Origin of the sequence: Bradyrhizobium sp. CB82, assembly GCF_029714405.1 — a bacterium.
Classification (GTDB): domain Bacteria; phylum Pseudomonadota; class Alphaproteobacteria; order Rhizobiales; family Xanthobacteraceae; genus Bradyrhizobium.
On the sequence record NZ_CP121650.1, the window covers coordinates 7,354,779 to 7,379,265 of the forward strand.

A 24,487-nucleotide genomic window follows, 5' to 3' on the forward strand; every position below is an offset into this window, starting at 1 on the left:
ACAGTCGAGCGGCTGGCCTGATCGTCGTTCACTTCAGGAGCCCGCATGTCCACGGCAATCTCGGTACTCGGCGGCGTAGGTCTTTTTCTGCTCGGCATGACCGTGATGACGGAAGGCCTGAAGGCGCTGGCCGGCTCCGCGCTGCGCACCGTCCTCGGCAAGGCGGCGGCGACGCCGCTGCACGGCTCGTTCTATCAGCTAGACACCGAGGGCTTTCCGGTTGAAGCTTCGCAACAGCCGCAGCGTCAACATTCTGGCGTTCGCGACATTGAGCAGCCAGGCAGCGCCGGCATAGGCGATACCGCCGGCCAAGCTCACCGCGATCAGGGACGACAGGCCGGTGCCCTTGAACTCTGAGCGGGCCACGAGGATCGCCACAGCCATGATCGCGGCCGCGGTGCCCACGCCTGCGAGCCGGCTCGGGTCGAACGGCAGCACATAGGCCCGGCGCATGAGAACGACCGCAGCCACGAAGCCGATGGCTTCGGTCGCGAAGGTTGCCAGCGCTGCGCCATACAGCCCAAAGCCCGAAATCAGGGCGAACATCAGCGCGATGCTCAGCACCAGCGTGAGGAACGACTGCGCGGCCAGCATGAACGGTCGCTCTGCGAGCTGGAAGCTGATCTGGACATAGAACTGATTGGCGATACCAAGCATCCGCGCGACGACCAGCATCGGCAGCAACGCCGACACGCCGGCGCGGAAGTCGACGCCGACGAGCGTTCCGGCGACCTGATCCGCAGCGAGCGCGAGCCAGATCGCGACCGGCATGATGACGACGAGCAGGAGCTCGAGGCTTTCGTTGAGCCGTTCGCGGGTCGCGGCATGGCCCTCCTGGCTCAACGTCCGGAACACGATCGGCACGGTGGCCGCAGCGACGCTCGAGGCCAGCATCACGAGGAACTGCCGCGGCAGATCGGCGGCGACGCCGAAAATGCCGGCAGCATCCTTGCCGAGAAGGTAGGCGACGATCAGCCGGTCGCTGGTCGAGTAGAGCGCGACCGAGAGGCCGCCGATAGTCAGCGGCAAGCCGTAGCGGGCGAGCTGCGTGAGCTGGCTCTTCTGCCAGCGCGCGATCCTGGTCTGATCGCCCGCGAGATTGAGAATGACGCCGGTCAGCGAGCCGAGCCCGAACGCCGCGAGCAGACCCAGCCCGCCCCAGCCCAGCCAGATCGCGAACAGCCCGAAACCGACACTCGACAGGCTGCGCACGATCGCGATTGCCGCGAACCTGTAGGGGCGCAATTTGGCGCGCTCGAATTCCTGACCGACATCGACCGCATTCGCGGTGATGGCGACGAACACGCTGGCGAGCAGCAGCTCATAGCTGACGTCGCGATGGAACAGGAACGTCAGCGGCGCGGTGGCGCAGAGAGCGGATACGGTCAGCGCGAAGGCCACCATCGCCGTGCCGCGAAAATCCACCTCCGGCGACATCGCCTGATAGCGCGAGACCGACAGCCTGATCCACGCGAAGAAAATCGCGCCCAGGATACCCGCGATGCTGAGGCCGACGACATAGACGCCGTATTCGGCCGGGCTCAGGAGCCGCGTATATGTCGTGATCGCGAAAAAGCCGACGGCGGCGGGCAGGATGTAGGCCGCTAGATAGATCGAGAAATGGCGATTCAGCATGCGAGTACGGGAGCGTGAATGGACCAGCAATTAACGGTTCGTTAATCAGTCGGACGTTGGTTTGGCTATCTTGACGACTGCGCCGCAGCACGCCCGAGAATACTCACATAACTTGGCTATTCGGCCCGCCGAATTCCCCGTTAGGCTCTATTTCGTACGTTAGCGTTAAATTTGCGGTTGTCTTGAACTCGTAGGTTCAATCGCCCAATAGAAACAATGCCTTCGAGCATCGCCGAGCGTTGCCAAGTGTGGACCCGACTGACATGGAAGTTGTTGAACGTGCGCGGGCGGATGTGCGCTGCTCCGATGCCGGCCGCAAGGGCGCGGGACAGGGTATGAGCGCAGCGTTGCTGCCGATCAAGCCCGCGACCGCGCGCGGCGAGCCCATGGTGCTCAATCTCTTCTTCGAGGAAAGGGACGACCGCTGGCTTCCGGGCGACCGGCATCTGCGGCCGCTGCTCAGGCGCCTGCTGCTCGGCAAGCCGTGGATCAGCGGCCAGCAGCGCGTGTTCCTCAATCTGTGCGCTGGCCTCGACAGGCTCGGCATCCGCTATCGTGTCAATGACTACCGCCATATCCGCCAGCATCCTGAGGAGCTCGCCTGCATCATCGGCCGGCCTTTCGTGCTCGACCGGATCGAATGGAAGAATCCGATCCTGCTCGGCGTCGCCATGTACAATCATCCGATCGACGATCCGGATCTGCTGACGCGCGCCCCGATCAAACACATCGTGGTCCCCTGCGACTGGTACGTTGAAATGTGCAGGCCCGGCTGGCCGAGTGTCGAGGCCTGGCCGGTCGGCATCGATACTGATGCCTGGGCGCCCACGCCGGCCACACAGAAGAGCGTCGACGTGCTGCTCTACGACAAGGTCCGCTGGGAACACGATCGCTACGAGCGGGAACTGATCGAGCCGATCCGCGCGCATCTGCGCGCGAGCGGCCGCTCGTTCGACGAGATCCGCTACGGCAACTACAAGGAGGATGATTATCAGGCCGCGCTCGCGCGTTGCCGGACCATGATCTTCCTGTGCGAGCACGAGAGCCAGGGGATCGCCTGCCAGCAGGCGCTTGCGAGCAACGTGCCGGTGTTCGCCTGGGATCGCGCCGGCGCCTGGCAGGATCCGAACTACTTTCCGCACAAGGTCAGCTTCGAAGGCGTTTCCTCCGTGCCCTATTGGGACGAGCGCTGCGGCATGAAATTTGCGCACACGGAAGGTTTCAGGGCGCGCTGGGCGGAGTTCTGGGCACACAGCCAGGCGGACGATTTCAAGCCGCGCGATTACATCCTCGACAACCTCACGCTCGAAAAAGGCGCGCTGCACTACTACGAGATCGCGCAGGCCGTAATGCAGCGTCTGTCGACGCGCTAGGGTGTGCCCACATGGCGAGCCTCGACAGACGCGAATTTCTCCTCGGCTCAACCGCGGCGCTCGCTGCGGGTTCATCTGCGGGTGCCCAGACCTCAAAGCAGCTCAGCCGACGTCCGGGCTATGGCGCCGCGGCCACGTTGTGGGATTTGCAGGCGGATGCGCGGCTCGGCGAAGCCATCAGCAGATATTGCACGCAGGTCGTACCGGTCCTCGAACTGAAATGGCCGATGCTGCGGCCTGATCCGCACACCTTTGCATTCGAGCGCGCCGACGCGATCCTGGATTTCGCGAGACGAAATGACCTGACGATGCGCGGCCACACGCTGGCCTGGTATCACGACATCCCGGACTGGACGACACAGATCAAGGAGACGAAGGCGGCCGAGCGGGCCTTCGTCGATCACATCTCGACCGTCGTTGCCTATTACAAGGACAAGCTGACCTCGTGGGACGTGGTCAACGAGCCGATCCCCGACAATCCGCGCAAGATCACCGATCGGCGCGACTGCTACTGGTCGAGTATGCTCGGCGAGCGCTGGATTCCGCTGGCCTTCCGCACGGCGGCGGCTGCCGATCCGTTCGTGAAGCTTGCGATCAACGAGTACGATATCGAGTCCGCCAAGGACAGTTTCATCGCCAAGCGCGCGGCCTATCGCAACCTGATCCGGGACCTGCTCGATCAGGGCGTTCCGCTGCACGCGGTCGGTTTGCAGTCACATCTGCATGCCGAGCTCGAGATCGACAAGGATGGACTCGCCGCTTTCGTCGCCGAGATGCGCTCGTGGGGGCTCGAGATCCTCGTCACCGAACTCGACGTCGACGATCAGAAGCTGCCCGGCGATCCGGCGCAGCGCGATGCCATCGTGGCAAAGCGCGTGGACGACCTCTTGACGGCGATCACCGCGAGCGGCCCGCTCAATTCGATCCTGAGCTGGGGCATCTCGGACCGCTACAGCTGGATCAACGGAACGTTCAAGCGGCCCGACAAGCAGCCGAACCGGCCGCTGCCGCTCGACGGCAGCTTCCAGCCGAAGCCGCTGATGGACGTTATCAGCAAGTTCGCGAAGGCCGCCTGAGCGGCTCGCCTTGCTATCGCACCGTTCTCGGTGCTTCGAGCCGGGCGCCATCACCGAAATGATCACTCGGCGCAAGGCTCGGCGCGCGTGAGCGCAGGCGGAACACGTCGCGGATGTCCTCGATCGAGGTCGACGAATAGGACTGGATGCAGAGCGCGACCTGCCGGGGCGAAGCGGCGCGCATCATCGCTTCAATCGCCGCGCGGTCGAGCCGCGTGTCCTCCCAGTGCGACACAGCAATGCTGTCCTCGGTAATCTCATGCGCCGCCAGATGTTTTGGCGAATGGGCGACGAAGTGGCCGTAGAGCAGATATTCGGAGAACTTCTTGCGGCGGCACAGCGCCAGGATCCAGTTCGTTCCCGTCGCCGACCTGATCGCATCGGTCATCGCCCGCAGCGAATCCTTGTCCCAGACCAGCGCATTGCCGACATAGTCGTCCGCCGGGAGGGGCGTGTCGGGCAGCACGCCGAGCAGTTGATCGACGGTGCGCAGCCACAGGCAGTGCAACGGTGTCTCGGCGCCGATCGCACCGCGTGTGACGAACAGCGGCGCCTTCGCGGAGCCTGCATATTGGCCGACGTCAAACTCCCGGAAGAACAGATTGTCGGAATCCAGGATGCAGACGCGCTGCTCGGAAGCACCAAGCACGCCCGCGATCTTGACGATCTGCTGGATGTGCCAGCCATGCACCGGAGAGGACAACAGCGACAGCCAGACCTTCCGGTTGCCCCGCCGCAGGAACGAGGGCGCGGCGAACAGCCATCGCGGCAGATAGCGCGACACCGGCACGATGACGCGCCTCTCGGAAGCGAACCGTGCGAACAGGGGAACGTCCTCGTCGTTAACGACGACGTAGTGCCTGGTGTATCCCGTTAACCACGTGTCGATGCTCTCGGCGAGCAGCGAGAAGCGCTCGAGATCCTTGGCGTAGCTGGCTGTCAGCAGTGCAACGGAATGCATGAACGCGCTCAGGACGAATTATCAGGGGTCATCGCGGGCCAATTTACCGAGGCTGGCTACGACGGGGAACTCACTTTCCAAATCAAGGTAAAGCCCCGCTGTAGCTTCGGTTTGCCGGAGCTGCCACCTGGACAGAATGGGACACTCGGCACGAGCGGTGATGCGGCAAAGGCCCCCTTCTGCTCGGCGTTGAATGGCTTGGCGGCATCATTCACAGCCCAGGTGCGGCCGTTGAGCGTCATCGACATGGGGCGTTGCACAAATCGACCATGATGGCCGGCACGGTTATTGGTATCCGCCAAAACAACCAGGGGAAAGCCAAGAACGAGTAAGACGATCAACGCCGTGGAGGCCCTGCAGGGCATTTTCCGTCTCCCTGGTCGTGCAAGAATCCCGCAAGGGCCGCAACGAACAAGCCTTCGAAATCGACTTCGGCAACAAACGCGATCATTGCTTGAGCGTGGGGTGTCGATCCCGAACCTTTTCACTGCCTGCCAGTAGCTGGTCGTACAATCGGTCGATCTGGCGCGCCTGATCGGGCGTGACATCCTCCAGATGCAACGCTCTCAGCTCACGCTCAGTTGGCTGGTAATTGTGGCCATTGTGAATCGGCCATGGTCCAACGTGAAGGGGCGAGGCGCCCTCTACGTTGGCCGCAAGCGCTGTGGGAGTACCAAGAGCAATAATCCTCACCGCCAACAGTGCGTACACGAGAATGGCACGTCGCCTATCAACTATCATTGCGAGTCTCCGTGCCGATGGCTACGGCGAACGATCGAGCGGCCTCCGACAGGCTCGCTCTTCTTCTTGCGAGATCGATTTGCCGCCGTCTTAATCCAACAACATTATGTGATGGCTTCGTCGCCGCGGGGCGCGAGCCCGCGCCTATCGCGAAATTGGCGGAGCCTGAGTCTCAGTCGTCCTGGCAATCGATCTTGGGACACGCCGGCAGGATCATGGCGAAGTGCTTCTAGCTAGCCCGCATTTTTCACAGCGTTGAGGCGCATCGGGGCGCGAATCAGCGAAAGTTCTTTTGCGAGAAGGACTTTGCGATGATTCAAGGAATGCCCCGATGCCAACAGAGTGTAGCGCAGAGCAGTTTGATTTTGGAAGGGTTGAAGGTCGGGCTGTGGAAGCGGCCTTTGATGCTGGCCTGGTGACGTCGGATGCCGGAGCGCTGCTGCTGGGCGCGACGGATCGGGCGATCGATCTGGTGGGTCGCTTTGCGGATTGCTTTCGCGATCATCGTCGTCAGCACCTGATCGAGCATGCGGTCGGCACGTTGATCGGGCAGCGGGTCTTCGGCATCGCGCTCGGCTATGAAGATCTCAACGACCATGACGAATTGCGGCACGATCCGCTGATGGCGGTGCTTTCGGGCAAGCTTGCGGCCCGGCGCGGGGACTGCGCACCGGTGGCCGGCAAGTCGACGCTGAACCGGCTGGAGCTGAGCCAAAGCGAACCTTCACGCTATCACAAGATCGCCCATGACACGGCGGCGATCGAGGCACTGCCGGTGACGCTGTTCCTGGAGGCGCACACGCGACCGCCGGCGCAGATCATCCTCGATCTCGATGCCACCGACGACCCGCTGCACGGGCATCAGGAGGGGCGCTTCTTCCACGGCTATTACGACTGCTACTGCTATCTGCCGCTGTACGTGTTCTGCGGCCGGCATCTGTTGGCGGCCAAGCTGCGCCCCTCCGACATCGACGCGAGCGCGGGCAGCATCGCGGAGGTCGAGCGGCTTGTCCGGCAGATCCGCGCCCGCTGGCCGTTCGTGCGCATCGTGCTGCGGGCGGACTCGGGCTTTGCGCGCGAGGCGCTGATGGCGTGGTGCGAGCACAACCGCGTGGACTATCTGTTCGGGCTCGCCCGCAACACGCGCCTGGTCGCCACGATCGCAGACGAACTGGCAACGGCTCAAGCTGCGGCCGAGAAGACCGGCCGCCCGGCGCGCCGCTTCAAGGACTTCCAGTGGAGCACGCTCGACACCTGGAGCCGAAGGCGCCGCGTCGTCGCCAAGGCGGAGTGGACGCAGGGCGAGGCCAATCCGCGCTTCGTCGTCACCTCGCTCAAGCGCAGCGAGGCGGGCGCGCGACAGCTCTATGAGGACATCTACTGCGCCCGCGGCGAGATGGAGAACCGCATCAAGGAGTGCCAGCTCGACCTTTACGCCGACCGCACTTCCGCAGCGACCATGCGCGCCAATCAGCTCAGGCTGTGGTTCGCCTCGATGGCCTATGTGCTGATCTGTGCCCTGCGGCGCATCGGCCTGGCTGAAACCACCTTTGCGGATGCCACCTGCGGCACCATCCGCCTCAAGCTCCTCAAGATCGGGGCCCTGGTGCGCATCAGCGTCCGCCGCATCAAGATTGCCATGGCCTCGGCCTGCCCAGCCGCCCAACAGTGGAGCATCGCCGCGCGCCGCCTGGCCGAAGCCGCCCGAGCCCGCGCCTCGCCGGCCTGACACGCGAAGCTGCGACGCGCTCAATCGGCGGCATCGTCACCAAGGCCCAACGGAGACACTCAAAACCAAATCGCTATCAGCGCCTTCGGCGCCACGGTCCTTATCGTCTTCCGCCGATCCACCTCTCCTTCGTCAAAGAGCAATTGGCCATGTGAGAAATGCGGGCTAGAAGGTCGCTTCGATGGCCTTGATGAAACTCGCCCGTCGCGTCGGATGCGCAACGGCGCGGAAGGGCGCGCACCCCATCAAACGGCGAAGCTCATCACTCCGCGTCGACCTGTTGACGGCCGGAGGCCTCGGTGTCGAGTTCCTTCAGCAACTGCATCGCTTGCGTCAGATCAAGCGTCAGGAAACCCTCGCTGAACTTGCCGACGATGGGGCCGAGCAGCCGTTCGGCCTGCCCGGCCTTGCCCGTGTCCCGCCAGAGCCGCGCCAGGCTGATCGAGGTCCTGAGCTCCCAGGACAGCGCACCCTGCTTGCGGGCAACGTCGAGCGAGAGCTCATAGAGATCCTCTGCGTCACGGGCCGAGGTCGGGCCGCCCTCGGTGAGCGTGATCTCGCCCTGCAACCGATAGACTTCAGCGAGGTAGGAGTGATCACCGGTGCGCCGCGCGGTTGCCAGCGCGCCGTCGAGCGCACGCAAGGCCGCCTCGCGGAAGCCGGCCTTCGCATAGGCCTCGGCCAAAAGACATCAGAACCAGCAGCCGGCCAGCCAGGAATCCATCGCCTCGTACTCGTCGAGGCCGACGCGCATCTGGCTGAGGCCCTCGTCGACATCGCCGAGCTGCGTCAGTGCCCAGCCGCGCAGAATCGCGGCCTGCTGCTTCCAGTGCAGGAAATTGTGTTCGGTGGCGATCATCATGGCGCGGTTGGCGTGATCGCGGGTGCCTTCGACGTCGCGCAGGTGCTGGCAGAGATAGGCGCCGAACACCAGCGCGAAGGCGAGCGTGAAGGGATGTCGGATCTTCTCGGCGTTGGCGATCGCCTGCTCGCTGTGCTGGCGTGCCGCATCGGAGCGGCCAAGGAACCACAGGAGATAGCCGAGATAGGATAGCGACACGACGCCGGGATCGGTGCCGTGCCGCACCATCAGGTCGGCGTGCAGATCGGGGCTGTAGAGATTGATGCAGCGGCGCAGATGGTGCTGGGCAGCCGCAAAACGCCCGCGATAGAGCATGGTCATCGCAATGGCGCGATGGGCCTCCATGAGATAGCCGGCCTTCTGCGCGGGCTGCGCCCGTTCGTTCAGCCGCACGCGCTTGGCGAACTTCAACAGCTCGACGCTGAGATCGTGCGCACGCGTCAGGTCCGCGCGGATGAAATGGCAGACCCAGAGCCCGCGCGTCGCCGCGAACGCCTTCTCCTCGTCGTCCAGCTGCTGCCCGAGCTCGAGCGCGCGGATGTAGTTCTCCTCGACCTCCTGCACCGCGTAGCCCTTGGCCGCGATCAGCGCGTTGCCGAGCGCGATGCGCAGATCGAGCTCGATCTCGTCGGCGCCCTGCATGCGGGCATTGGCCTGGACGACGCCCAGGCCCCGGCGCAGGTGCCCGATTGCCTCCAGGTTGGCGCCGGTCTTCGCGGCCTGCTTGCCGGCCTTGAGCCAGAAGCTCGCGGCGCCCTCGCTCTGGCCGGATTCGGTCAGATGATGGGCGAGAAGCTCGGGCTCGCGCGCGGTCTTCTCCGGATACATCTCGGCGAGCACCTGGGCGATCCGCGAATGCAACCTGCGCCGCTCGCTGTGCAACAGGCTGGCATGCGCCGCGTTCTGGATCATCACATGCTTGAACGCGTAGAGCGCATCCGGCGGGTGGCCATGGCGCACGATCAGGCCTGCTTCCTCCAGATGATCGAGCGCCGCCTCGATCTGGTCGCCCGGCGTGTTGGCGACGGCGTGAAGCGTCTCGTACGAGAACTCGCGGCCGATGGTGGCGCCGATCTGCGCGATCTTCTTGAACGGGCCCATGCGGTCGAGGCGCGCCATCAGCGAATCCGTCAGCGTCGCCGGGATCGCGAGCTGCCGCCACTCGCCCGACAGCACGTAGCGGCCGTGCCGTTCGGTCAACAGGTTGGATTCGAGGACGGTCTTGGTCAATTCCTCCAGGAACAGCGGCACGCCGTCGGTCTTGACGATGATCTCCTCGACGACCTCCTTGGGCAGCTCCCGGCCCGCGACGCGCTCGACCAGGGTCGTGCGCAATTGCCGGCTCAGCCGGTTCAAGACCAGCGTCGTGATGTGCGAATGCGCATTCCAGCTCGGCTGAAACTCCGATCGCGCGGTGATGACGACGAGGATCGGCAGGCCCTGGACCTTGTCGACCAGGAGATCGATGACCTCGCGCGAGGTCGGATCGATCCAGTGCAGATCCTCGAAGGCGATCACCAGCGGCTGCGCGCGCGCGAGCCCGACCAGATGGTTGACGATGGCGGACACCGTCGCGTCCTTCTGCTGCTGCGGCGACAAATCGAGCGGCGGGTAGCGATCTGCCGTCGGGATCGACAGTAGCGCAGCGAACAGCGGGGTCACCCGAGCAACGTCGCTTCCCGTGGCGGCTACGACGGCTTCGAGATTGGCGAGCGACGTCGCTGTCGCATCCTCACGGTCGAGCCCAAGCGCGAATTTGAGCTGCGCGCTAAACGGATAGAACGCGGTTGAGGTATAGTATGGAGAGCATTGGAGCGAGATCTGCCCGTGCCGGTCACCAGCGATGGCCGCAAATATCTCCTGCACGATTCGGGACTTGCCGATCCCGGGCTCTCCGAACAGTACCACGACCTGCCCGTCGCCCTGCCTCGCCTGCTGCCAGCGCGCCGTCAGCAGCGAGACCTCCTCCTCGCGGTTGACCCGCGGCGTCAGCCGCGTGCCCATGGACGCGGCGAAGCGCGTCTCCACCCGCGAAGGCCGCACCACGTGCCAGGCCTGGACCTTCTCGGCGAGCCCTTTGAGCGCTTGGACGCCGAGATTGCGGTAGTCGAACTTGCCCTTCAGCAGCGACTGGGTGGAGGCGGAGATGACCACGCCGTTCGGCGGCGCCAACCCCTGGAGCCGCGCGGCGAGGTTGACGGTTTCGCCGACCGCCGAATCGCGCTCCTCCGTGTCCTGGCCGACGAGATCGCCGACCACGACGAGGCCGGTGGCGATGCCGATGCGGACCGCCGGCGCATGGCTCAGCGCGCCGCGCGACTCGGTCGCGCGGGCCGTCGACAGCACTCGCACGATCTCGAGCCCGGCGCGCACCGCACGCTCGGCATCATCCTCATGCGCGGTCGGATAGCCGAAATAGACCAGGATGCCGTCGCCGACGAAGCGGGCGGCAAAACCTTCATAATGCTTGACCACGTGGACGCAGGTTTCGCGGAAGCTCGCGATCATGTCGCGTACGTCTTCGGGATCGAACTGGGCCGAGAGCGGGGTCGAATCCACCATGTCGCAGAACATGGTGGTTAGCTGCCGGCGCTCGGCGCCGACCTCGGTGCGCGCCGTGGGACGCAGGGCAGGCGGGGGTTCGGCGGATTCCGGCAAAAGCAGCGTCGCTAATGCCCGGCGTAGCCGCTTGCGATCGCCGAGCGGCAGCCCGAGCTCCGCGAGATCGGCCTCCGTCAGGTCGGACATGACGTCGAGATCGAGCCGATGCTGTGCAAAAAGTTCGGTGTATTGGCCGAGCCCCGCGCCCTCAAGCCAGCCTTTCAAACCCGCTTCCGTCGCCGCGCTCGGCTCCGTCTCCAGCATGCTGCTTCCGTTCGACTGTACACTCCGCCGAAGAGAATATGCCCTCAACCACAAACTTTGAGAGCCAAAACTCCACCTCGGAGTGGACGCGTTTCACAGTTTTTTGAAGAATAGCTCAACTGGATCGAAAAGGCACGGCATCACGCACACGGAATTTGCTCTCGCAAAATCCGGCCTCTCCCGCGCGCGGGAGAGGCGAAGCCAGGCCTCAACGCACCTCTTCAAAGCCCGCGAGCACTGAGGTCAGGTTCGCGCCGAGGATATCGGAGAGGTAGCCGCCTTCCTGCACGAACACGGTCGGCAGTCCCATCCGCGCGATCGCCTGGCCGATGCGGCGGAAGCCGGGCGTCGTGACGGCAAGTCCCCTCAGCGGATCGTGCTCCGAGGCGTCCAGGCCAAGCGCCACGACGAGCGCACCGGGCGAGAACGCATCGATCGCGGTCTTGGCGCGCACGAGCGCCTGCATGTACCCGTCGTCACCTGTGCCGATCGGCAGCGGGATGTTGAGATTGGTGCCGAGCCCCGCACCTTCTCCGCGCTCATGCGCATAGCCCCACACGAACGGATAGTACGCGACCGGATCGGCATGGATCGAGATGGTGTAGACGTCGGGCCGCGCATAGAAGATGCCTTGCGTGCCGTTGCCATGATGCACGTCGACGTCGAGGATCACGACGCGCTCGTGTCTGAGCCGCAGATGCGCGGCCGCGATCGCGCTGTTGTTGAGGAAGCAGAAGCCGCCGGCCATGTCGCGATAGGCGTGATGGCCGGGTGGACGGCAGAGCGCGTAGGCCGCATCCTCGCCGTCCATTACGAGCTGCGCCGCCGTGGTCGCAACATCCGTCGCAGCGCAGGCCGCAGCCCAGGTGCCCGGCCCGATCGGCGCAGCGGTGTCGGCGGTGTGCCAGCCGAGCTTGCCGACGATATGCGTCGGATAGGTCGCCGCATGCCGCACCGGATGGATGTTGCCGATCATCTCCGGACCGGAATCGCCGAGCGCGGTCCAGGCGTCCCAGGCCTCGGAGAGGAAAGCCAGATATTCCGGGCTATGGATACGTGCGCGGGGCCCCTGCCCGAATGCGGTCGGCTCGACCAGTTGATGCTTGCCGTCCTTCAAACCGTTGAGCAGCCGGTGCGCGCGCTCGGGCTGTTCGGTCGTGCGCTTGACGACCCCGCGCACCAGGAAGAATTGTGGATCGTGGCTGCGATGCAGTTCGGTATGGACGGCTTTCACGTGGACGGCTCCATTGCCTTGGGATCGCTGATGACTTGATCCTAAAGCGCGATGAGATTGAGATGAATCGTCATCGCGCTTTAGGCTATTGTTTGAGCATGATCCTTTCGGAAAACCGCTGCACACTTTTCCGGATCATGCTCTAGCGGCGCTACGATGCAAGCAAGAACGCCGCATCTTGCGTGCGTGCCCTGCGTGGAGCGCGGATCGCCGACCGCGGCTCAGCAACGGCCGCGTTGCAGGCAATGCTCGCGGCCCTGCTGATCGGTGCGGAAGGCCTCGATGAAGCCGCCTTGGCGCTGCGTGACGAAGACGGTCTTGCCGTCGTCGCCGCCGAAGGCGAGGTTGGTCGGCTCCCTGCCTTTCAACGCGACCTCGCGCTGAACAGCGCCGTTGGGCTTCATGACCGCGATCGTGCCCTTGAGAATGCGCGCGACATAGAGCCTGCCGCTGACGTCGGTGCGCAAGCCGTCGATGGTGTCGGGCTGGAACGTCTTGAGCAGCTTCGCGTCGGTGAGCTCTGTGCCGCGGATGGTGTAAGACCAGACCTCGCCGCTGTTGGATTCGCCGACGTAAAGCGTCTTGCCGTCGGGACTGAGATCGATGCCGTTGGTGGTGCCCATTGCACGCGGCGCCGTCATGAGCTGGCCCTGCACCGATCCATCCGCAGCCTTGGCAATGCGCCAGACGTGGCCCTCGCGTCCCTTCCAGTTCGGATCGCTCGCATAGATCGTGCCGTCGCGCGCAATCGTGATGTCATTGGGCTGCTTCATCTCGTCGGAATGAAACCAGAGTCGCGGCTCCGCGGTGCCCCTGGGAAGCGCGAAGATATTGTGCCCCTTGTGGTCGGCGACGAACATGGTGCCGTCGCGATCGAAGCGGATGGAGTTGCCGACGCTGCCATGCGGAAGTTCGGCGAACGTCTCGGAGGCCGCACCACCCGCCGGCAACCTGCCGATCGTGCCTGGCTTGCCGAAATTGACCGCGAACAGATTGCCGTCGAGATCGACGGCCGGCCCTTCGATGCCGAAGGTGTATTCCCCCGCCGGCGTCACCTGCGCGCTTTCGAACAGCTTTGTCTGCGCAGGGGCCGTCGGCGCCGCCACGATCATGAAGATGCTACTGCAAAGGCACCAGAAAGTTCTGCTGGATGTAATAGCCATCGTCGTCGGTGCATTCGCCATTGAGATAGGGATCGGCCGGCCGGTAGAACCGGCTGAAGCCGGCTTTGTCTACAGCGGTCCTTTGTGTCACGACGACGACCTTGGCGACCGGGATTTCGCCGCATTCCTTGCCGCTGCGCGCGACGAATTTGCGCGTCGGCGGGCCGGACTTGATGCGCATGCGTGTTCCCGGAACCATCTTCGCAACCAGCAAGTCCGCATAGTCGAGCAGGCGGGTGTAGCCGGTCTCGGTCTTCGCCAGCGCCTCGCCGCCTGGCGGCATCAGCTTCTCCGCGCCGAGCCCGCGCAGGCGCGTGCGCAGCTTTCCGGAGTCTGGATCGCCGGGGTAGATCCAGCCGTCCTGTGACAACATGAAGCGCAGCACGGTCCGATCCTTCTCGGTGTCGGACTGACCCTGCTTCAGTCCGAAATCCGAATGGCAGCCGACACAGTGCTTCTCCACGAGCTCTTTGCGCAGTGCCGAGAGCCGATCCCTGCGCTGCGCGTCGTTCGCAACGAACGCGGCGAGCTCGTCGATCTGCGCCGCGCTTCGCACGTCGCAGGGGAGCGGCTCCGGCGCATTGCCCTCGGCGCGATCGATCCGGATCACGGTCTGGTTCTTGTCCTCGACCAGCCAAATCGCGCCATCCTCCGCAACGGTAAGCCCGACCGGCGCGCCCTGCGGCCGCGCGCCGTTGACGCGGTGCCAACCGGCGACCAGCTCCTCGAAGGGCGCCGCCGCGACCTCGCCCGCGTTGGTCTGGAAGCTGCGCGTCGGCTCGGCGGCACAGCTCACATGATAGCGCACCGGCGGTGGACTTATCCTGGGAAAGCCGTGATCATCGACGTCATAGGCCAGCAGACGACTGCCGGTCGGGCGATAACCATGAAGGGCAATCAGCAGCCTGCCCTCCAGTTCCGGAAACTTTTGGCCGTGATAATAGAGCATGCCGAGCGGAGCGCCGTGCGGCGGCAGCAACGAAAACGGCTGCTTGTAGAGCGCGCCGTTGGTGCAGAAATTCTTGTAAGGCCACGCTTGCAGCACCAGCCTGAATTCCGGGCTCACCGTCGAGAGGTCGTAGCAATAGGGCCAGCCATAGTGCTTGCCCTGCTCGATCGCGTTGATCTCTTCGTTCGGCTTGAAGACATCAGGCAGGTCGCGGCCGTTCTCGCCTTGCAGGAAGGCATAGCCCGGATCAGGGAATTGCGGATGCAGCGCCAGCGCCATCGAGTTGCGCAGGCCGCGCGCATAGACCTCGTGCGGCGGATTGGGATCGTTGGGCTTCAATGCAGGGAAGACGCCGCCGGACGGCGGCTTGAACATCCAGATCGCGGCGAGCGCTGAGGCACCTTCCGCCGGCGCGCAGGGCCGCGTGATCGGCGGGTGGGTGATGCAATCATCGCTATGCGAGCCGACATTGACGAACAGCCGCCCGGTGCGATCGAACACGAACTGCTTGAGTGGATGGGCGCTCTCCTCGAGCCTGGTGCCGTCAGGCAGCGTCAGCCGGCGACCCGGCAGGTGATGGAGGATGGTCTCGACCGTGCTGTGCGGATTGTCGGCCAGCGGTTCGAAGCGGAAAATGGTCTCGTCGGTGGAGGCATAGAGCTTCTTGTCGGGGCCGATCGCCAGGCCGAAGGGATATTCGACCCCCGTGAGCAGCTCCTTGATGCGCTTGCCCTCGGCCGCGCGCGGATCGAGCAGCAGAAGCCGGCCGTCGGAGTGGCCCCAGCCGCCCATGTCGGCGACCACGAACAGTTCGTGACCGGGAATCTGGATGATCGATCGCGGGAACGCGAGATGATCCTCTTCGCTGGCGACGAGACCCGCGCAAAACCCCTGCTTCAGGTCGATCTTGAGTCTCGGGAAGGCGAAATCGCCGCTGCCGCAGGTTTCAGAGCCGATCGCATAGCCGCTTTTCCGGATCTGTTCCGGCGATGCCGGCGACGCAAGGCCAAGGCCGGCGAGCAGGACGCCCGCGAACATGTGCAGGCGACCACAGGTTGTTCTCGTGGAATGCAAGCTAGCTAACCCTCCCCCGACCCGGCAAATCGAGAGTTCCACGCCGCGACAGCGCCGTCCAGCCGAAGGTTAATGATCCGTAAGGCGCTCACCGTCCCGTGAAGCGAAACATCCGTAAATTCCCTTACCGGGTTGAACCCGAATATTTCGGACGTCGTCAGAATGATATTAGTGGTTGCATCGAATCGCTCTCCCAAGGAGGCGGCTATGGTCCAAGTTTATTTTCACTGCTCGAATACTGACGGCATGTTGATCGACCGGCGCGGCACAGCCGTGTCGAACCTGACCGAGGCCCGCGACCGCGCCGCGCAAATCATGCGCTCGATGATCATGGTGCCCGGCGACGAAGACTGGCGCGACTGGATCCTGCACGTCAGCGACGACGACGGCGAGGAAATCTTCGACTTGCCGTTCAGCTCCATGCTCGGCAGGCCGCACTGAGGACAAGGCCATGCTGATCGCTTCGCTCACGCTGCTTCGCCACCACGTCTCCGCGATCGCCACCCGGTGGCAGACGCTGGTGAAGCTCGCGGGCAGTCCCTACCGTCCCGAGCTGCACTACATGCGCGGCCCGGGGCCGAAATGGCACGCCAAGCACGGCAACGGCCGCCGGGACGACCGGCTCTGAGCCCGACTCCGGGTCCTGGCTCGCCGGACCGGAGCGCAAAATCCTTCCCATCGCCCCGACGCCGATTTGAGGCTTTCAATAGGGCTGATCATGGAGCGCGTCGCTGCGGACGCGCGCTACAAGCTCGCCGACCGCCGCCTGACGGTCGAAGGGCGCGACGGCGAGGTGCGAAGCGAGCGCGCGATCGACAGCGCCGACGAACTCGACCAGGTGCTGCGTGAGACCTTCAACGTCGAGCCGCCAGTGCCGGTCGAAGAAGTCTTTGCGAGGATTGGGGGTTAAGGTCTTCTCCCTCTCCCCGTTCTTACGGGGAGAGGGTCGGGGTGAGGGGCTGCATCCACAAATTACGGTGGCAGTTGGACTCGCGGAGACTCCCCCTCACCCGGATTGCATCTTGCGATGCAATCCGACCTCTCCCCGCAAGCGGGGCGAGCTAAGATGCGCGGCGCCTTCTTGCGTCTCCTTCACACCTGCCATGCGGCGCTTCCGTCTGGATCGTCGGCCGCGATATGCCATTGTTCGCTTCCCGCGCCCCTCCAGCGCAATTCCGTCTCACGCAACAAGATCGGCTCCGAGACCCGCATGATGTCCCACCAGTTCAGCTACGCCCAAGAGCCCCGCAAGCCCGCCAACCGCGCCAAGGGCGGCATCGTCGCGGCGCAGTCGCGCCGGGCGGCCGAGGTCGGGGCGGAGGTGCTGGCTGCGGGCGGCGACTGCGTCGACGCGGTGATCGCCACCACCTTCGCACTGAACGTGCTGGAGCCCTGGATGAGCGGCATGGGCGGCGGCGGCATCATGGTGCTCTATCGCGCCGGCGACAACCGCTACGAGGTGATCGACTACAACATGCGTGCGCCGCAAAGCCTGCGCGTCGAGGATTATCCGATCACAGGCCAAGGCGCTGCCTCCGATCTTTTCCCCTGGGCGCGGGTGAAGGACGATCGCAACATCCACGGCCCCGGCGCGATCGCCGTGCCCGGCATCGTCGGCGGCATGGAGGAGGCGCATCGCCGCCACGCAAAGCTGCCGTGGAAAGACCTGGTTGCGCCGAGCGCAAAGCTCGCCGGCGAAGGCCTGCTCGTGGACTGGTGGACGACGCTGATGATCGCAAGCTCGGCCGTCGACTTGCGGCGCTATCCGGCGAGCGCCGAGGCGTTCCTGATCGATGGGCTGCCGCCGAACGCGCCGTGGGGCATTAAGGCCGAGACACGGCTGCCGCAGCGGAAATTGCAGGCGACGCTGGCGCACCTCGCCGCATCAGGCCCGCGCGACTTCTATCAGGGCGATCTCGCAAGGAGCATCGCCTCCGACATCAGGGCCGACGGCGGCACCCTCTCGGTCGAGGATTTGGCCGCCTTCCGCGCGCATCTGCGCGAGCCGCTCACGATTCCCTATCGTAACGGCAAGGTGGTTGCGACACCCGAGCTCACCGCAGGCCCGACGCTCGCGCATGCGCTGCGCCTGCTGCAGCAGAACCTCAAACCCGGCGGCACGCCTGATGCGGTCGCGTACGGCGAGTACGCTTCCGCCCTACAAGCCGCCTATCGCGAGCGGCTCCAGGACATGGGCGATGCCGACGGCAAGCGCTCGCTCGGCGCCGAATATCTCGCGCCCGGCTGCACCACGCACTTCTCCGTCGTCGACCGCCACGGCAACATGGCCGCGGTGACGCAGACGCTGCTATCGACCTTCGGCTCGAAATACGTGACGCCGCATTCCGGCATTCCCATGAACAATGGCATCATGTGGTTCGATCCGACGCCCGGCACGACCAACTCACTCGCGCCCGGCAAACGCTGCCTCGCCAACATCACGCCGGTCATCGCCGAAACCAAGGACGGCAAACGCCTCGCCGTAGGCGCCTCCGGCGGCCGTCGCATTCTCCCAGCGGTGACCCAGCTCCTCTCCTTCGTAATGGATTACGACATGGACCTCGACGCCGCGATCCACCAGCCACGCATCGATGCCAGCGAAGGCGCCGTCGTGATCGGCGACCGCCGGCTGCCGGAGGACGCACGCAAGGCGCTCGCGGCGCGGTTCGACTATGAGGAGACGCAGGTGCAGGCCGTGCCGATGAAATTCGCCTGCCCGAGCGTGGTGATGCGCGAGGGCGACGTCAACTCCGGCGCGGTCGATATCTTCCAGCCCTGGGCCGACGCGGTGGCGGAGAGCTGAGCGTCACGACTCCTCCATATTTGCGGGCGAAGTCCCGTCCGATGTCCGTTCATCGAACGGACAGAAGCGTACGTCAAAGAGGAGATCATTCCAATGAAGAAGCTTGCGCTCGCCGCGACCTTGATCATCGCGGCCGGCTTCACCATGCCAAACGCGGCATCTGCCGGAGGTGGCCACGGTCATGGATACGGCCACGGCGGATTCCATGGACATCACCATGGCACGCCGCCGGGCTGGTATCACGGGCGCAAGGTCGGCTGGCGCGGCACGGGATGCCCTCCCGGCCTGTGGAAGCAGGGCCGCTGCTGAAATCGCCGACAACCTGCCAGGCGCCGCCCCAAATCGGGCGGCGCTTCTCTAGATCCCCAACCGGTCTCTCGCGCGGCCCGCGATCACCGCGCTCGTCACCGCCACCGGCCAGAGGGCATGCAGCGGGATCGGCTTGATGCCGGTGATGGGCATGTCGATCTCGACGCTCCTGCCGCCGATCAGGCGGCGTGCGAGCTGCGCGCCCATCGCGGTAGAGAGCGCGACGCCGCGGCCATTGCAGCCGAGCGAGATCAGGATGTTCTCCGCCGGCTCGTGCACATGCGGATAATGATCCTTGGTGATGGCAAGGCGGCTATTCCAACCATGGGTCCAGCTCGTGCCCTTGAGCTGCGGCCACAGCCGCTCGGCATAGCGCATGAGATAGGCGACGTCGGACGGCGAATTGATCCAGCGCAACGGGCCGCGGCCGCCCATCAGCAGGCGGTTCTGCTGATCGATGCGGTAGTAGACCGTGATGTGCCCGCTTTCGTAGAGCACGGGGCGCGTCGGCATGATCGAACGGGCAACCTCGTCGGAGAGCGGCGCCGTGGCAGCGATCGACGAAAACACCGGCACGATGGTACGGCGGAGCGCTGGCCAGAGATCGTCCGTAAAGCCGTTGGTGGCGAGCAGCACCTTTTCGGCGCGCACCACCGCGCGCGGTGTCTCGATGCGCCATTGCGTGCCCTCGCGGCGCAGGGAGAGCGCCGGGGTTTGCCCGTGCACGCTCGCACCGGCCGAGATCGCGGCGCGTGCCAGGCCACGGGCGTAGCTGAGGGGATGCAGATCGCCGCCACGCGCATCCAGCATGGCGCAGAGGTAACGATCGGTGCCGATCATCTCACGCAATTGCGCGCGACCCAGCAGCGTCACGGGCATGCCGCGGCGAATGCATTGCTTTGCAGTGCTTTGGATCGCCGCAGCGCTCGTCTCGTTATAGGCCGCGCGCAGCGTGCCGTTCTGCCGCGCCTCGCAAGGAATCTGGTAACGGCGGATCAGGTCGTGGGTAAAATTCGTCGTGCCGTAGGAGAATTCGATCATGCGGCGGCCGAGATCAGGGCCAAAATCGGCCTCGATCCGATCGGGATCGTGCTTCAGCCCGGGATTGGTGTGACCGCCATTGTTGCCGGACGCGCCCCAGCCCGGCTCCTGCGCCTCCAGCACCAGCGCGCCGACACCCTGCTCGGCCAGATGCAGCGCAGTGGACAGGCCGGTGTAACCGCCGCCGACGATCGCCACGGAGATGGTCTTGTCCGCATCGAGCGGCGGCGCGACCACCGGCGCAACAGCGGTGTCGGCGTAGAGCGACGGAGGCAAAGGCAGGCGCACGGGCGCAGTCATGTCGGACACCAGATCAGAGCGGATGCAGCACGCGGCGCAAGAAGTCCTGCGTCCGCGCATGCTGCGGTTGGTTGAGCACGCTTTTCGCGGCCCCCTGCTCGACGATGACGCCGCCGTCGATGAACAGCACGCGGTCGGCGACGTCGCGGGCAAAGCCCATTTCGTGGGTGACGACGACCATGGTCATGCCGTCGTCGGCGAGCTTGCGCATCACGGAAAGCACCTCGCCGACGAGCTCGGGGTCGAGCGCCGAAGTCGGCTCGTCGAACAGGATCGCCTTGGGCTGCATCGCGAGCGCCCGCGCGATCGCGACGCGCTGCTGCTGGCCGCCGGAGAGCTGCGGCGGATGCATGTCGGCCTTCTCGGCCAGCCCCACCTGCGCGAGCAGGGCGCGGCCGCGCTCCATCGCCTGTTTGCGCGGCTCCTTCTTGACGTAGAGCGGTCCCTCGAGGACGTTCTCGAGCGCGGTGCGATGCGGGAACAGGTTGAAGCGCTGGAACACCATCGAGACTTGCGTGCGGATCGAGACGATCGACGGCGCGTTACGATCGACGCGCGTACCCTCGACGCTGATGTCGCCGCGGTCGTAGCTTTCGAGCCCGTTGATGCAGCGCAGGATGGTGGACTTGCCGGAACCGGACGGACCGATGACGCAGACCACCTCGCCTTTCTGCACAGACGCGGTGATGCCCTTGAGCACCTCGACCTTGCCAAAGCTCTTGTGGACGTCTTCGAGCTCGATCATCGCTTGCCGGCCCGCTTCTCGAAATGACGGACCAGGAGGATCAGCGGGATGCTCATGGTGAGATACATCAGCGCCACCAGCGTGAACACGCTGGTGTTCTTGAAGGTCGAGGAGGCGATCAGCTTGCCCTGTAAGGCCAGCTCGGCGACCGTGATGGTCGAGGCTTGCGACGAATCCTTCAGCATCATGATCATGACGTTGCCATAGGGCGGCAGCACGATGCGCACCGCCTGAGGAAGCACCACGCGGCGCATGGTGAGCCACCAGCCCATGCCGATGGTCTGCGCCGCCTCGATCTGTCCCTTGTCGATCGCCTCGATGCCAGCGCGGAAATTTTCCGCCTGATAGGCCGAATAGGCGATGCCGAGCCCGAGGATCGCAGCCTGCAACGCGGTGAGCGTGACGCCGAGATCGGGCATCACGAAGTAGAGATAGAACAGCAGCACGATGATCGGAATGCCGCGGATCACGTTGATCACGCTGGCGCTGACGCTCGCGAGGAAGCCGACGCCGGAGACCCGCATCAGGGCCCAGACCAGCCCGAGCAACGTCGACAGGATCAGCGAGCCGATGGTGACGACGATCGTGAGCGCGACGCCGTTCAGGAGGATCGGGAAGAACTCGACGGTGTCGCGCCAAAAGCCCTGCATCGGCGATCAGCCCTTCAGGCCCCATTTGTCGAGGATCTTGTCCACGGTGCCGTTCGCCTTCAGTTTCGCCAGCGAGGCGTTGATCTTGCCGAGCAGCTCGGTGTCGCTCTTGCGCACGCCGATGCCGACTGACCCGACGGTCACGGGCTTGTAGCTCGCAACGAGGCGCACCTCGGGGAAGCCGCCCTGCTTGAGATTGTAGGCGAGGATCGGATAGTCGGCGAAGCCGGCCTTGAGACGGGCGGTGTTCACGTCGCGCAGAATGTCGGGGATGGTGTCGTATGCCTTCACCTCGCCGAAGAGACCCGACTTCTTCAGTGCATCGACGAAGGCGGTGCCGACCTGGGCGCCGACCACCTCACCCTTCAAATCCTCTTGCGAGGCATAGGCCTTGGTGTCGCCCTTCGGCACCACCAGCCCTTCGCCATAGGTGTAGATCGGATCGGAGAAGTCGATCACCTCCTTGCGCGGCGCGGTGATGAACATCGCGGCAGCAATGATGTCGATCTTGCTCGAGGTCAGCGAGGGGATCAGTGCCGAGAACTGCATCGGCTCGATCTGCACGTTGAGGCCGGCGTCCTTGCCAACCTCGGTGATGAGGTCGACCATGACTCCCTGGATGGTGTTGGTCTTGGTGTCGAGGAAGGTGAAGGGGATGCCTGTCGGGGTCGAGCCGACCTTCAGAACCTGCTGCGCGGATGCCGGCACGCTGGCTGCAAGGGCGAGCGCCGCGACCGCGGCTTGAACGAAACGCTTCATCGCAATCCCCCTCTTGGGTTCGGCCGATGACGGCATCCACGCAGCTTGTGACGGCAGATATTGCGGGTCGGGCCGTTTCGGCTTATTTTCACCAATATGAAAATTTGGCCACACTTTGGCGGCGTTGGCAAGCGGTTTTCATGCACATGAAGGAAGCGGTTTGACGTGAGCGGTGGCAAAAGAATCCGCAAACCGGCCGCCGCGAAGGCGGTGAAGAAGAAGGCCGTCGCCAAACCGGCCATGAGCCCGGCCGAGCCGGCGATGGACGTCGCGGTCGGCCGTCGCATCCGCGATCTCAGGCGGACACGGCAACTCTCGCTCGAGACGGTCGCCGAGCGCACGTCGCTGTCGATCGGCTTCCTCAGCCAGATCGAGCGCGGCCTGTCCTCGCCCTCGCTACGCGTGCTCGCGACACTCGCCGACGTGCTCGGCGTCGGCATCGCCGCGCTGTTTGGCGCAAGCCCGAGCACAGATGGCGCATCCGATTCCGTGGTGACGCGTGGAATGCAACGCCCCGAATTGAAGCTCTGGCGCACCGGCATTTCGAAACAGCTCCTCAGCGCCGCGGGCGCCGAGAACCGACTCAACCTGTTCCTGGTGCATCTCGAGCCCGGCGGCTCGACCGGCGACGAGCTCTACACCCATGACGGCGAGGAGGCCGGCCTGGTGCTCGAGGGCGAGATGATGCTGACGGTGGACACGGAGACCTGGTCGCTGAAGCGAGGGGACAGCTTTCGGTTTGCCAGCCGCAGACCGCACCGGTTTTCCAACCCGGCCGATGGCGCGAAGGCCGTGGTGCTGTGGGTGAATTGCGTGACGGGGGCGAGCTGACTCTTCCCCATCGTCATTGCGAGCGAAGCGAAGCAATCCAGGATCCCACCACGGAGACGCTCTGGATAGCCCGTCGCTTCGCTCCTCGCAATGACGCGGAGAGAGGCGTTTACCCAAACCGGTGGGCGTAGCGATCCACCGTCAGCTCACTGGTGTCAATCTCCGGCTTCTTGCCCGACAGCATGTCCGCGAGCACCCGCCCCGAACCGCACGACATGGTCCAGCCAAGTGTACCGTGACCGGTGTTGAGATGGAGATTTGAGTAGCGCGTCGCGCCGATCACGGGCGGGCCATCCGGGGTCATCGGCCGCAGACCGCTCCAGAACGTCGCCTTGGAGAGATCGCCGCCGCGCGGGAAGAGATCCGTCAGCGAATGGTCGAGCGTGGCGCGGCGCGCGGCGTAAAGCTTGTCGGAATAGCCGGAGATCTCGGCGGTGCCGCCGACGCGGATGCGATTGCCGAGCCGCGTGATCGCGACCTTGTAGCTCTCGTCCATCACGGTCGATTCCGGCGCGCCGGAGGCGTCCTTGATCGGCACCGTGATCGAATAGCCCTTCACCGGAAAGACCGGCAGCGAGATGCCGAGCCGCGCAACAAGGCGTGACGACCAGCTTCCGAGCGCGACGACGTAAGCATCCGCCTGCAACAAGCCGGCACCAGTCGCAACGCCCGTGACGCGCGAGGCGTCCGTGACGATGCCGTCGATGGACGTATTGAACATGAAGCGCACGCCGAGCTTTTCGGCCTCTGCAGCCAGCGCCTGCGTGAACATGTGGCAGTCGCCGGTCTCATCCTCCGGCAGCCGCAGGCCGCCGACGAACTTTTCCTTCACGCCGGCGAGCGCGGGCTCGGCTGCGATGCAGCCCTCGCGATTGAGCACTTCATAGGGCACGCCATACTGCTTGAGCACGGCGATGTCCTCAGCGGTACCGTCGAGCTGCGCCTGGTGGCGGAAGAGTTGGAGCGTACCCTTCGAGCGCTCGTCATATTGAATGCCGATGTCTCGGCGCAGATCACGCAGGCAATCGCGGCTATATTCCGCGATCGGGATCATCCGGCTCTTGTTGACGGCGTAGCGCGCGGACGTGCAGTTGCGCAGCATCTTGAGCAGCCAGACCCACATCACGGGATCGACCTTCGGCCGGATCACCAGCGGACCGTGCTTCATCAGAAGCCATTTGATCGCCTTCACCGGCACGCCGGGACCGGCCCAGGGCGAGGAATAGCCGGGCGAGACCTCGCCGGCATTGGCAAAGGACGTCTCGAGCGCCGGCTCCGGCTGACGGTCCACGACCGTCACCTCATGGCCGGCACGCGCAAGGTAGTAGGCAGAAGTGACACCGATGACACCGCTGCCGAGGATCAGGACTTTCACGTTTCGCACCAC

Annotated in this window: 20 protein-coding genes and 1 pseudogene; 9 read left to right on the forward strand and 12 right to left on the reverse strand. The window is 64.7% G+C overall.

What is annotated here, in order from left to right:
* Positions 1-198 precede the first annotated feature (198 nt).
* A complete protein-coding gene (locus QA640_RS35550) occupies positions 199-1,635 on the reverse strand; it encodes an oligosaccharide flippase family protein (protein WP_283037449.1) in 1,437 nt (478 codons plus the stop codon).
* A 386-nt stretch (positions 1,636-2,021) separates the two neighbouring features.
* Here QA640_RS35550 and QA640_RS35555 point away from each other — a divergent pair, with 386 nt between their 5' ends.
* Positions 2,022-3,008: a glycosyltransferase family 1 protein gene (locus QA640_RS35555; protein ID WP_283042981.1), complete on the forward strand. Its 987-nt coding sequence runs from the start codon at positions 2,022-2,024 to the stop codon at positions 3,006-3,008.
* A gap of 11 nt (positions 3,009-3,019) precedes the next feature.
* On the forward strand, positions 3,020-4,084 hold the full coding sequence (locus tag QA640_RS35560; RefSeq protein WP_283037450.1) for an endo-1,4-beta-xylanase: 1,065 nt from the start codon (positions 3,020-3,022) through the stop codon (positions 4,082-4,084).
* Between the two features lie 13 nt (positions 4,085-4,097).
* Here QA640_RS35560 and QA640_RS35565 read toward each other — a convergent pair whose 3' ends face one another.
* Both QA640_RS35565 and QA640_RS35570 read right to left on the reverse strand, forming a co-directional pair.
* The gene (locus QA640_RS35565; protein WP_283037451.1) at positions 4,098-5,045 is read right to left on the reverse strand and encodes a DUF6492 family protein; all 948 of its coding nucleotides are present in this window, start codon (positions 5,043-5,045) and stop codon (positions 4,098-4,100) included.
* A gap of 56 nt (positions 5,046-5,101) precedes the next feature.
* Entirely contained in the window at positions 5,102-5,410 is a 309-nt protein-coding gene (locus QA640_RS35570) for a hypothetical protein (protein ID WP_283037452.1), read from the reverse strand.
* A gap of 707 nt (positions 5,411-6,117) precedes the next feature.
* Between QA640_RS35570 and QA640_RS35575 the strand changes: the two genes are divergently transcribed.
* On the forward strand, positions 6,118-7,515 hold the full coding sequence (locus QA640_RS35575) for an IS1380 family transposase (protein ID WP_283037453.1): 1,398 nt from the start codon (positions 6,118-6,120) through the stop codon (positions 7,513-7,515).
* Positions 7,516-7,777: 262 nt separating this feature from the next.
* Here the strand turns inward: QA640_RS35575 and QA640_RS35580 are convergent.
* From QA640_RS35580 to QA640_RS35595, 4 genes and pseudogenes are all read right to left on the reverse strand, one after another.
* Positions 7,778-11,242 (reverse strand): annotated as a pseudogene (locus QA640_RS35580) (AAA family ATPase).
* A 208-nt stretch (positions 11,243-11,450) separates the two neighbouring features.
* Positions 11,451-12,476 carry a histone deacetylase family protein gene (locus QA640_RS35585; RefSeq protein ID WP_283037454.1) on the reverse strand — a complete coding sequence of 342 codons (1,026 nt, stop codon included), beginning with the start codon at positions 12,474-12,476 and terminating at the stop codon, positions 11,451-11,453.
* A gap of 221 nt (positions 12,477-12,697) precedes the next feature.
* Complete coding sequence (locus QA640_RS35590; RefSeq protein ID WP_283037455.1) at positions 12,698-13,588, reverse strand: SMP-30/gluconolactonase/LRE family protein; 891 nt, start codon at positions 13,586-13,588, stop codon at positions 12,698-12,700.
* Positions 13,589-13,595: 7 nt separating this feature from the next.
* The gene (locus QA640_RS35595; protein WP_283037456.1) at positions 13,596-15,626 is read right to left on the reverse strand and encodes a PQQ-dependent sugar dehydrogenase; all 2,031 of its coding nucleotides are present in this window, start codon (positions 15,624-15,626) and stop codon (positions 13,596-13,598) included.
* 243 nt (positions 15,627-15,869) lie between these two features.
* On the opposite strand from QA640_RS35595, the gene QA640_RS35600 reads away from it, so the two are divergent.
* The 5 genes from QA640_RS35600 to QA640_RS35620 all read left to right on the forward strand — a co-directional run bounded on the left by QA640_RS35600 (position 15,870) and on the right by QA640_RS35620 (position 18,774).
* A complete protein-coding gene (locus QA640_RS35600; protein WP_283037457.1) occupies positions 15,870-16,103 on the forward strand; it encodes a hypothetical protein in 234 nt (77 codons plus the stop codon).
* A 10-nt stretch (positions 16,104-16,113) separates the two neighbouring features.
* Complete coding sequence (locus QA640_RS35605; protein WP_283037458.1) at positions 16,114-16,290, forward strand: hypothetical protein; 177 nt, start codon at positions 16,114-16,116, stop codon at positions 16,288-16,290.
* A gap of 90 nt (positions 16,291-16,380) precedes the next feature.
* Positions 16,381-16,572: a hypothetical protein gene (locus QA640_RS35610; protein ID WP_283037459.1), complete on the forward strand. Its 192-nt coding sequence runs from the start codon at positions 16,381-16,383 to the stop codon at positions 16,570-16,572.
* Between the two features lie 303 nt (positions 16,573-16,875).
* A complete protein-coding gene (locus QA640_RS35615; RefSeq protein ID WP_283042982.1) occupies positions 16,876-18,465 on the forward strand; it encodes a gamma-glutamyltransferase in 1,590 nt (529 codons plus the stop codon).
* A gap of 93 nt (positions 18,466-18,558) precedes the next feature.
* Positions 18,559-18,774, forward strand: coding sequence for a hypothetical protein (locus QA640_RS35620; protein WP_283037460.1), 216 nt, complete (start codon positions 18,559-18,561; stop codon positions 18,772-18,774).
* A 48-nt stretch (positions 18,775-18,822) separates the two neighbouring features.
* Here QA640_RS35620 and QA640_RS35625 read toward each other — a convergent pair whose 3' ends face one another.
* Genes QA640_RS35625 through QA640_RS35640 form a run of 4 tightly spaced genes read right to left on the reverse strand, consistent with a single transcriptional unit; the run spans position 18,823 to position 22,269 of the window.
* On the reverse strand, positions 18,823-20,115 hold the full coding sequence (locus QA640_RS35625) for an FAD-dependent oxidoreductase (RefSeq protein WP_283037461.1): 1,293 nt from the start codon (positions 20,113-20,115) through the stop codon (positions 18,823-18,825).
* Between the two features lie 13 nt (positions 20,116-20,128).
* Positions 20,129-20,860 carry an amino acid ABC transporter ATP-binding protein gene (locus QA640_RS35630; RefSeq protein WP_283037462.1) on the reverse strand — a complete coding sequence of 244 codons (732 nt, stop codon included), beginning with the start codon at positions 20,858-20,860 and terminating at the stop codon, positions 20,129-20,131.
* Positions 20,857-21,510 carry an amino acid ABC transporter permease gene (locus QA640_RS35635; RefSeq protein ID WP_283037463.1) on the reverse strand — a complete coding sequence of 218 codons (654 nt, stop codon included), beginning with the start codon at positions 21,508-21,510 and terminating at the stop codon, positions 20,857-20,859. The genes QA640_RS35630 and QA640_RS35635 overlap by 4 nt, the downstream gene beginning before the upstream one ends.
* 6 nt (positions 21,511-21,516) lie before the next feature.
* Complete coding sequence (locus QA640_RS35640) at positions 21,517-22,269, reverse strand: ABC transporter substrate-binding protein (RefSeq protein WP_283037464.1); 753 nt, start codon at positions 22,267-22,269, stop codon at positions 21,517-21,519.
* 165 nt (positions 22,270-22,434) lie between these two features.
* On the opposite strand from QA640_RS35640, the gene QA640_RS35645 reads away from it, so the two are divergent.
* Positions 22,435-23,100 carry an XRE family transcriptional regulator gene (locus QA640_RS35645; RefSeq protein WP_283037465.1) on the forward strand — a complete coding sequence of 222 codons (666 nt, stop codon included), beginning with the start codon at positions 22,435-22,437 and terminating at the stop codon, positions 23,098-23,100.
* A gap of 109 nt (positions 23,101-23,209) precedes the next feature.
* Here QA640_RS35645 and QA640_RS35650 read toward each other — a convergent pair whose 3' ends face one another.
* A complete protein-coding gene (locus QA640_RS35650) occupies positions 23,210-24,475 on the reverse strand; it encodes a D-amino acid dehydrogenase (protein ID WP_283037466.1) in 1,266 nt (421 codons plus the stop codon).
* Positions 24,476-24,487 lie beyond the last annotated feature (12 nt).

Bases quoted from the DNA above. Each gene is read 5' to 3' on its own strand.
- QA640_RS35550 (WP_283037449.1), bottom strand. From the start codon at position 1,635: ATGCTGAATCGCCATTTCTCGATCTATCTAGCGGCCTACATCCTGCCC.
- QA640_RS35555 (WP_283042981.1), top strand. From the start codon at position 2,022: ATGGTGCTCAATCTCTTCTTCGAGGAAAGGGACGACCGCTGGCTTCCG.
- QA640_RS35560 (WP_283037450.1), top strand. From the start codon at position 3,020: ATGGCGAGCCTCGACAGACGCGAATTTCTCCTCGGCTCAACCGCGGCG.
- QA640_RS35565 (WP_283037451.1), bottom strand. From the start codon at position 5,045: ATGCATTCCGTTGCACTGCTGACAGCCAGCTACGCCAAGGATCTCGAG.
- QA640_RS35570 (WP_283037452.1), bottom strand. From the start codon at position 5,410: ATGCCCTGCAGGGCCTCCACGGCGTTGATCGTCTTACTCGTTCTTGGC.
- QA640_RS35575 (WP_283037453.1), top strand. From the start codon at position 6,118: ATGCCAACAGAGTGTAGCGCAGAGCAGTTTGATTTTGGAAGGGTTGAA.
- QA640_RS35590 (WP_283037455.1), bottom strand. From the start codon at position 13,588: ATGATCGTGGCGGCGCCGACGGCCCCTGCGCAGACAAAGCTGTTCGAA.
- QA640_RS35595 (WP_283037456.1), bottom strand. From the start codon at position 15,626: ATGTTCGCGGGCGTCCTGCTCGCCGGCCTTGGCCTTGCGTCGCCGGCA.
- QA640_RS35600 (WP_283037457.1), top strand. From the start codon at position 15,870: ATGGTCCAAGTTTATTTTCACTGCTCGAATACTGACGGCATGTTGATC.
- QA640_RS35605 (WP_283037458.1), top strand. From the start codon at position 16,114: ATGCTGATCGCTTCGCTCACGCTGCTTCGCCACCACGTCTCCGCGATC.
- QA640_RS35610 (WP_283037459.1), top strand. From the start codon at position 16,381: ATGGAGCGCGTCGCTGCGGACGCGCGCTACAAGCTCGCCGACCGCCGC.
- QA640_RS35615 (WP_283042982.1), top strand. From the start codon at position 16,876: ATGTCCCACCAGTTCAGCTACGCCCAAGAGCCCCGCAAGCCCGCCAAC.
- QA640_RS35620 (WP_283037460.1), top strand. From the start codon at position 18,559: ATGAAGAAGCTTGCGCTCGCCGCGACCTTGATCATCGCGGCCGGCTTC.
- QA640_RS35625 (WP_283037461.1), bottom strand. From the start codon at position 20,115: ATGACTGCGCCCGTGCGCCTGCCTTTGCCTCCGTCGCTCTACGCCGAC.
- QA640_RS35630 (WP_283037462.1), bottom strand. From the start codon at position 20,860: ATGATCGAGCTCGAAGACGTCCACAAGAGCTTTGGCAAGGTCGAGGTG.
- QA640_RS35635 (WP_283037463.1), bottom strand. From the start codon at position 21,510: ATGCAGGGCTTTTGGCGCGACACCGTCGAGTTCTTCCCGATCCTCCTG.
- QA640_RS35640 (WP_283037464.1), bottom strand. From the start codon at position 22,269: ATGAAGCGTTTCGTTCAAGCCGCGGTCGCGGCGCTCGCCCTTGCAGCC.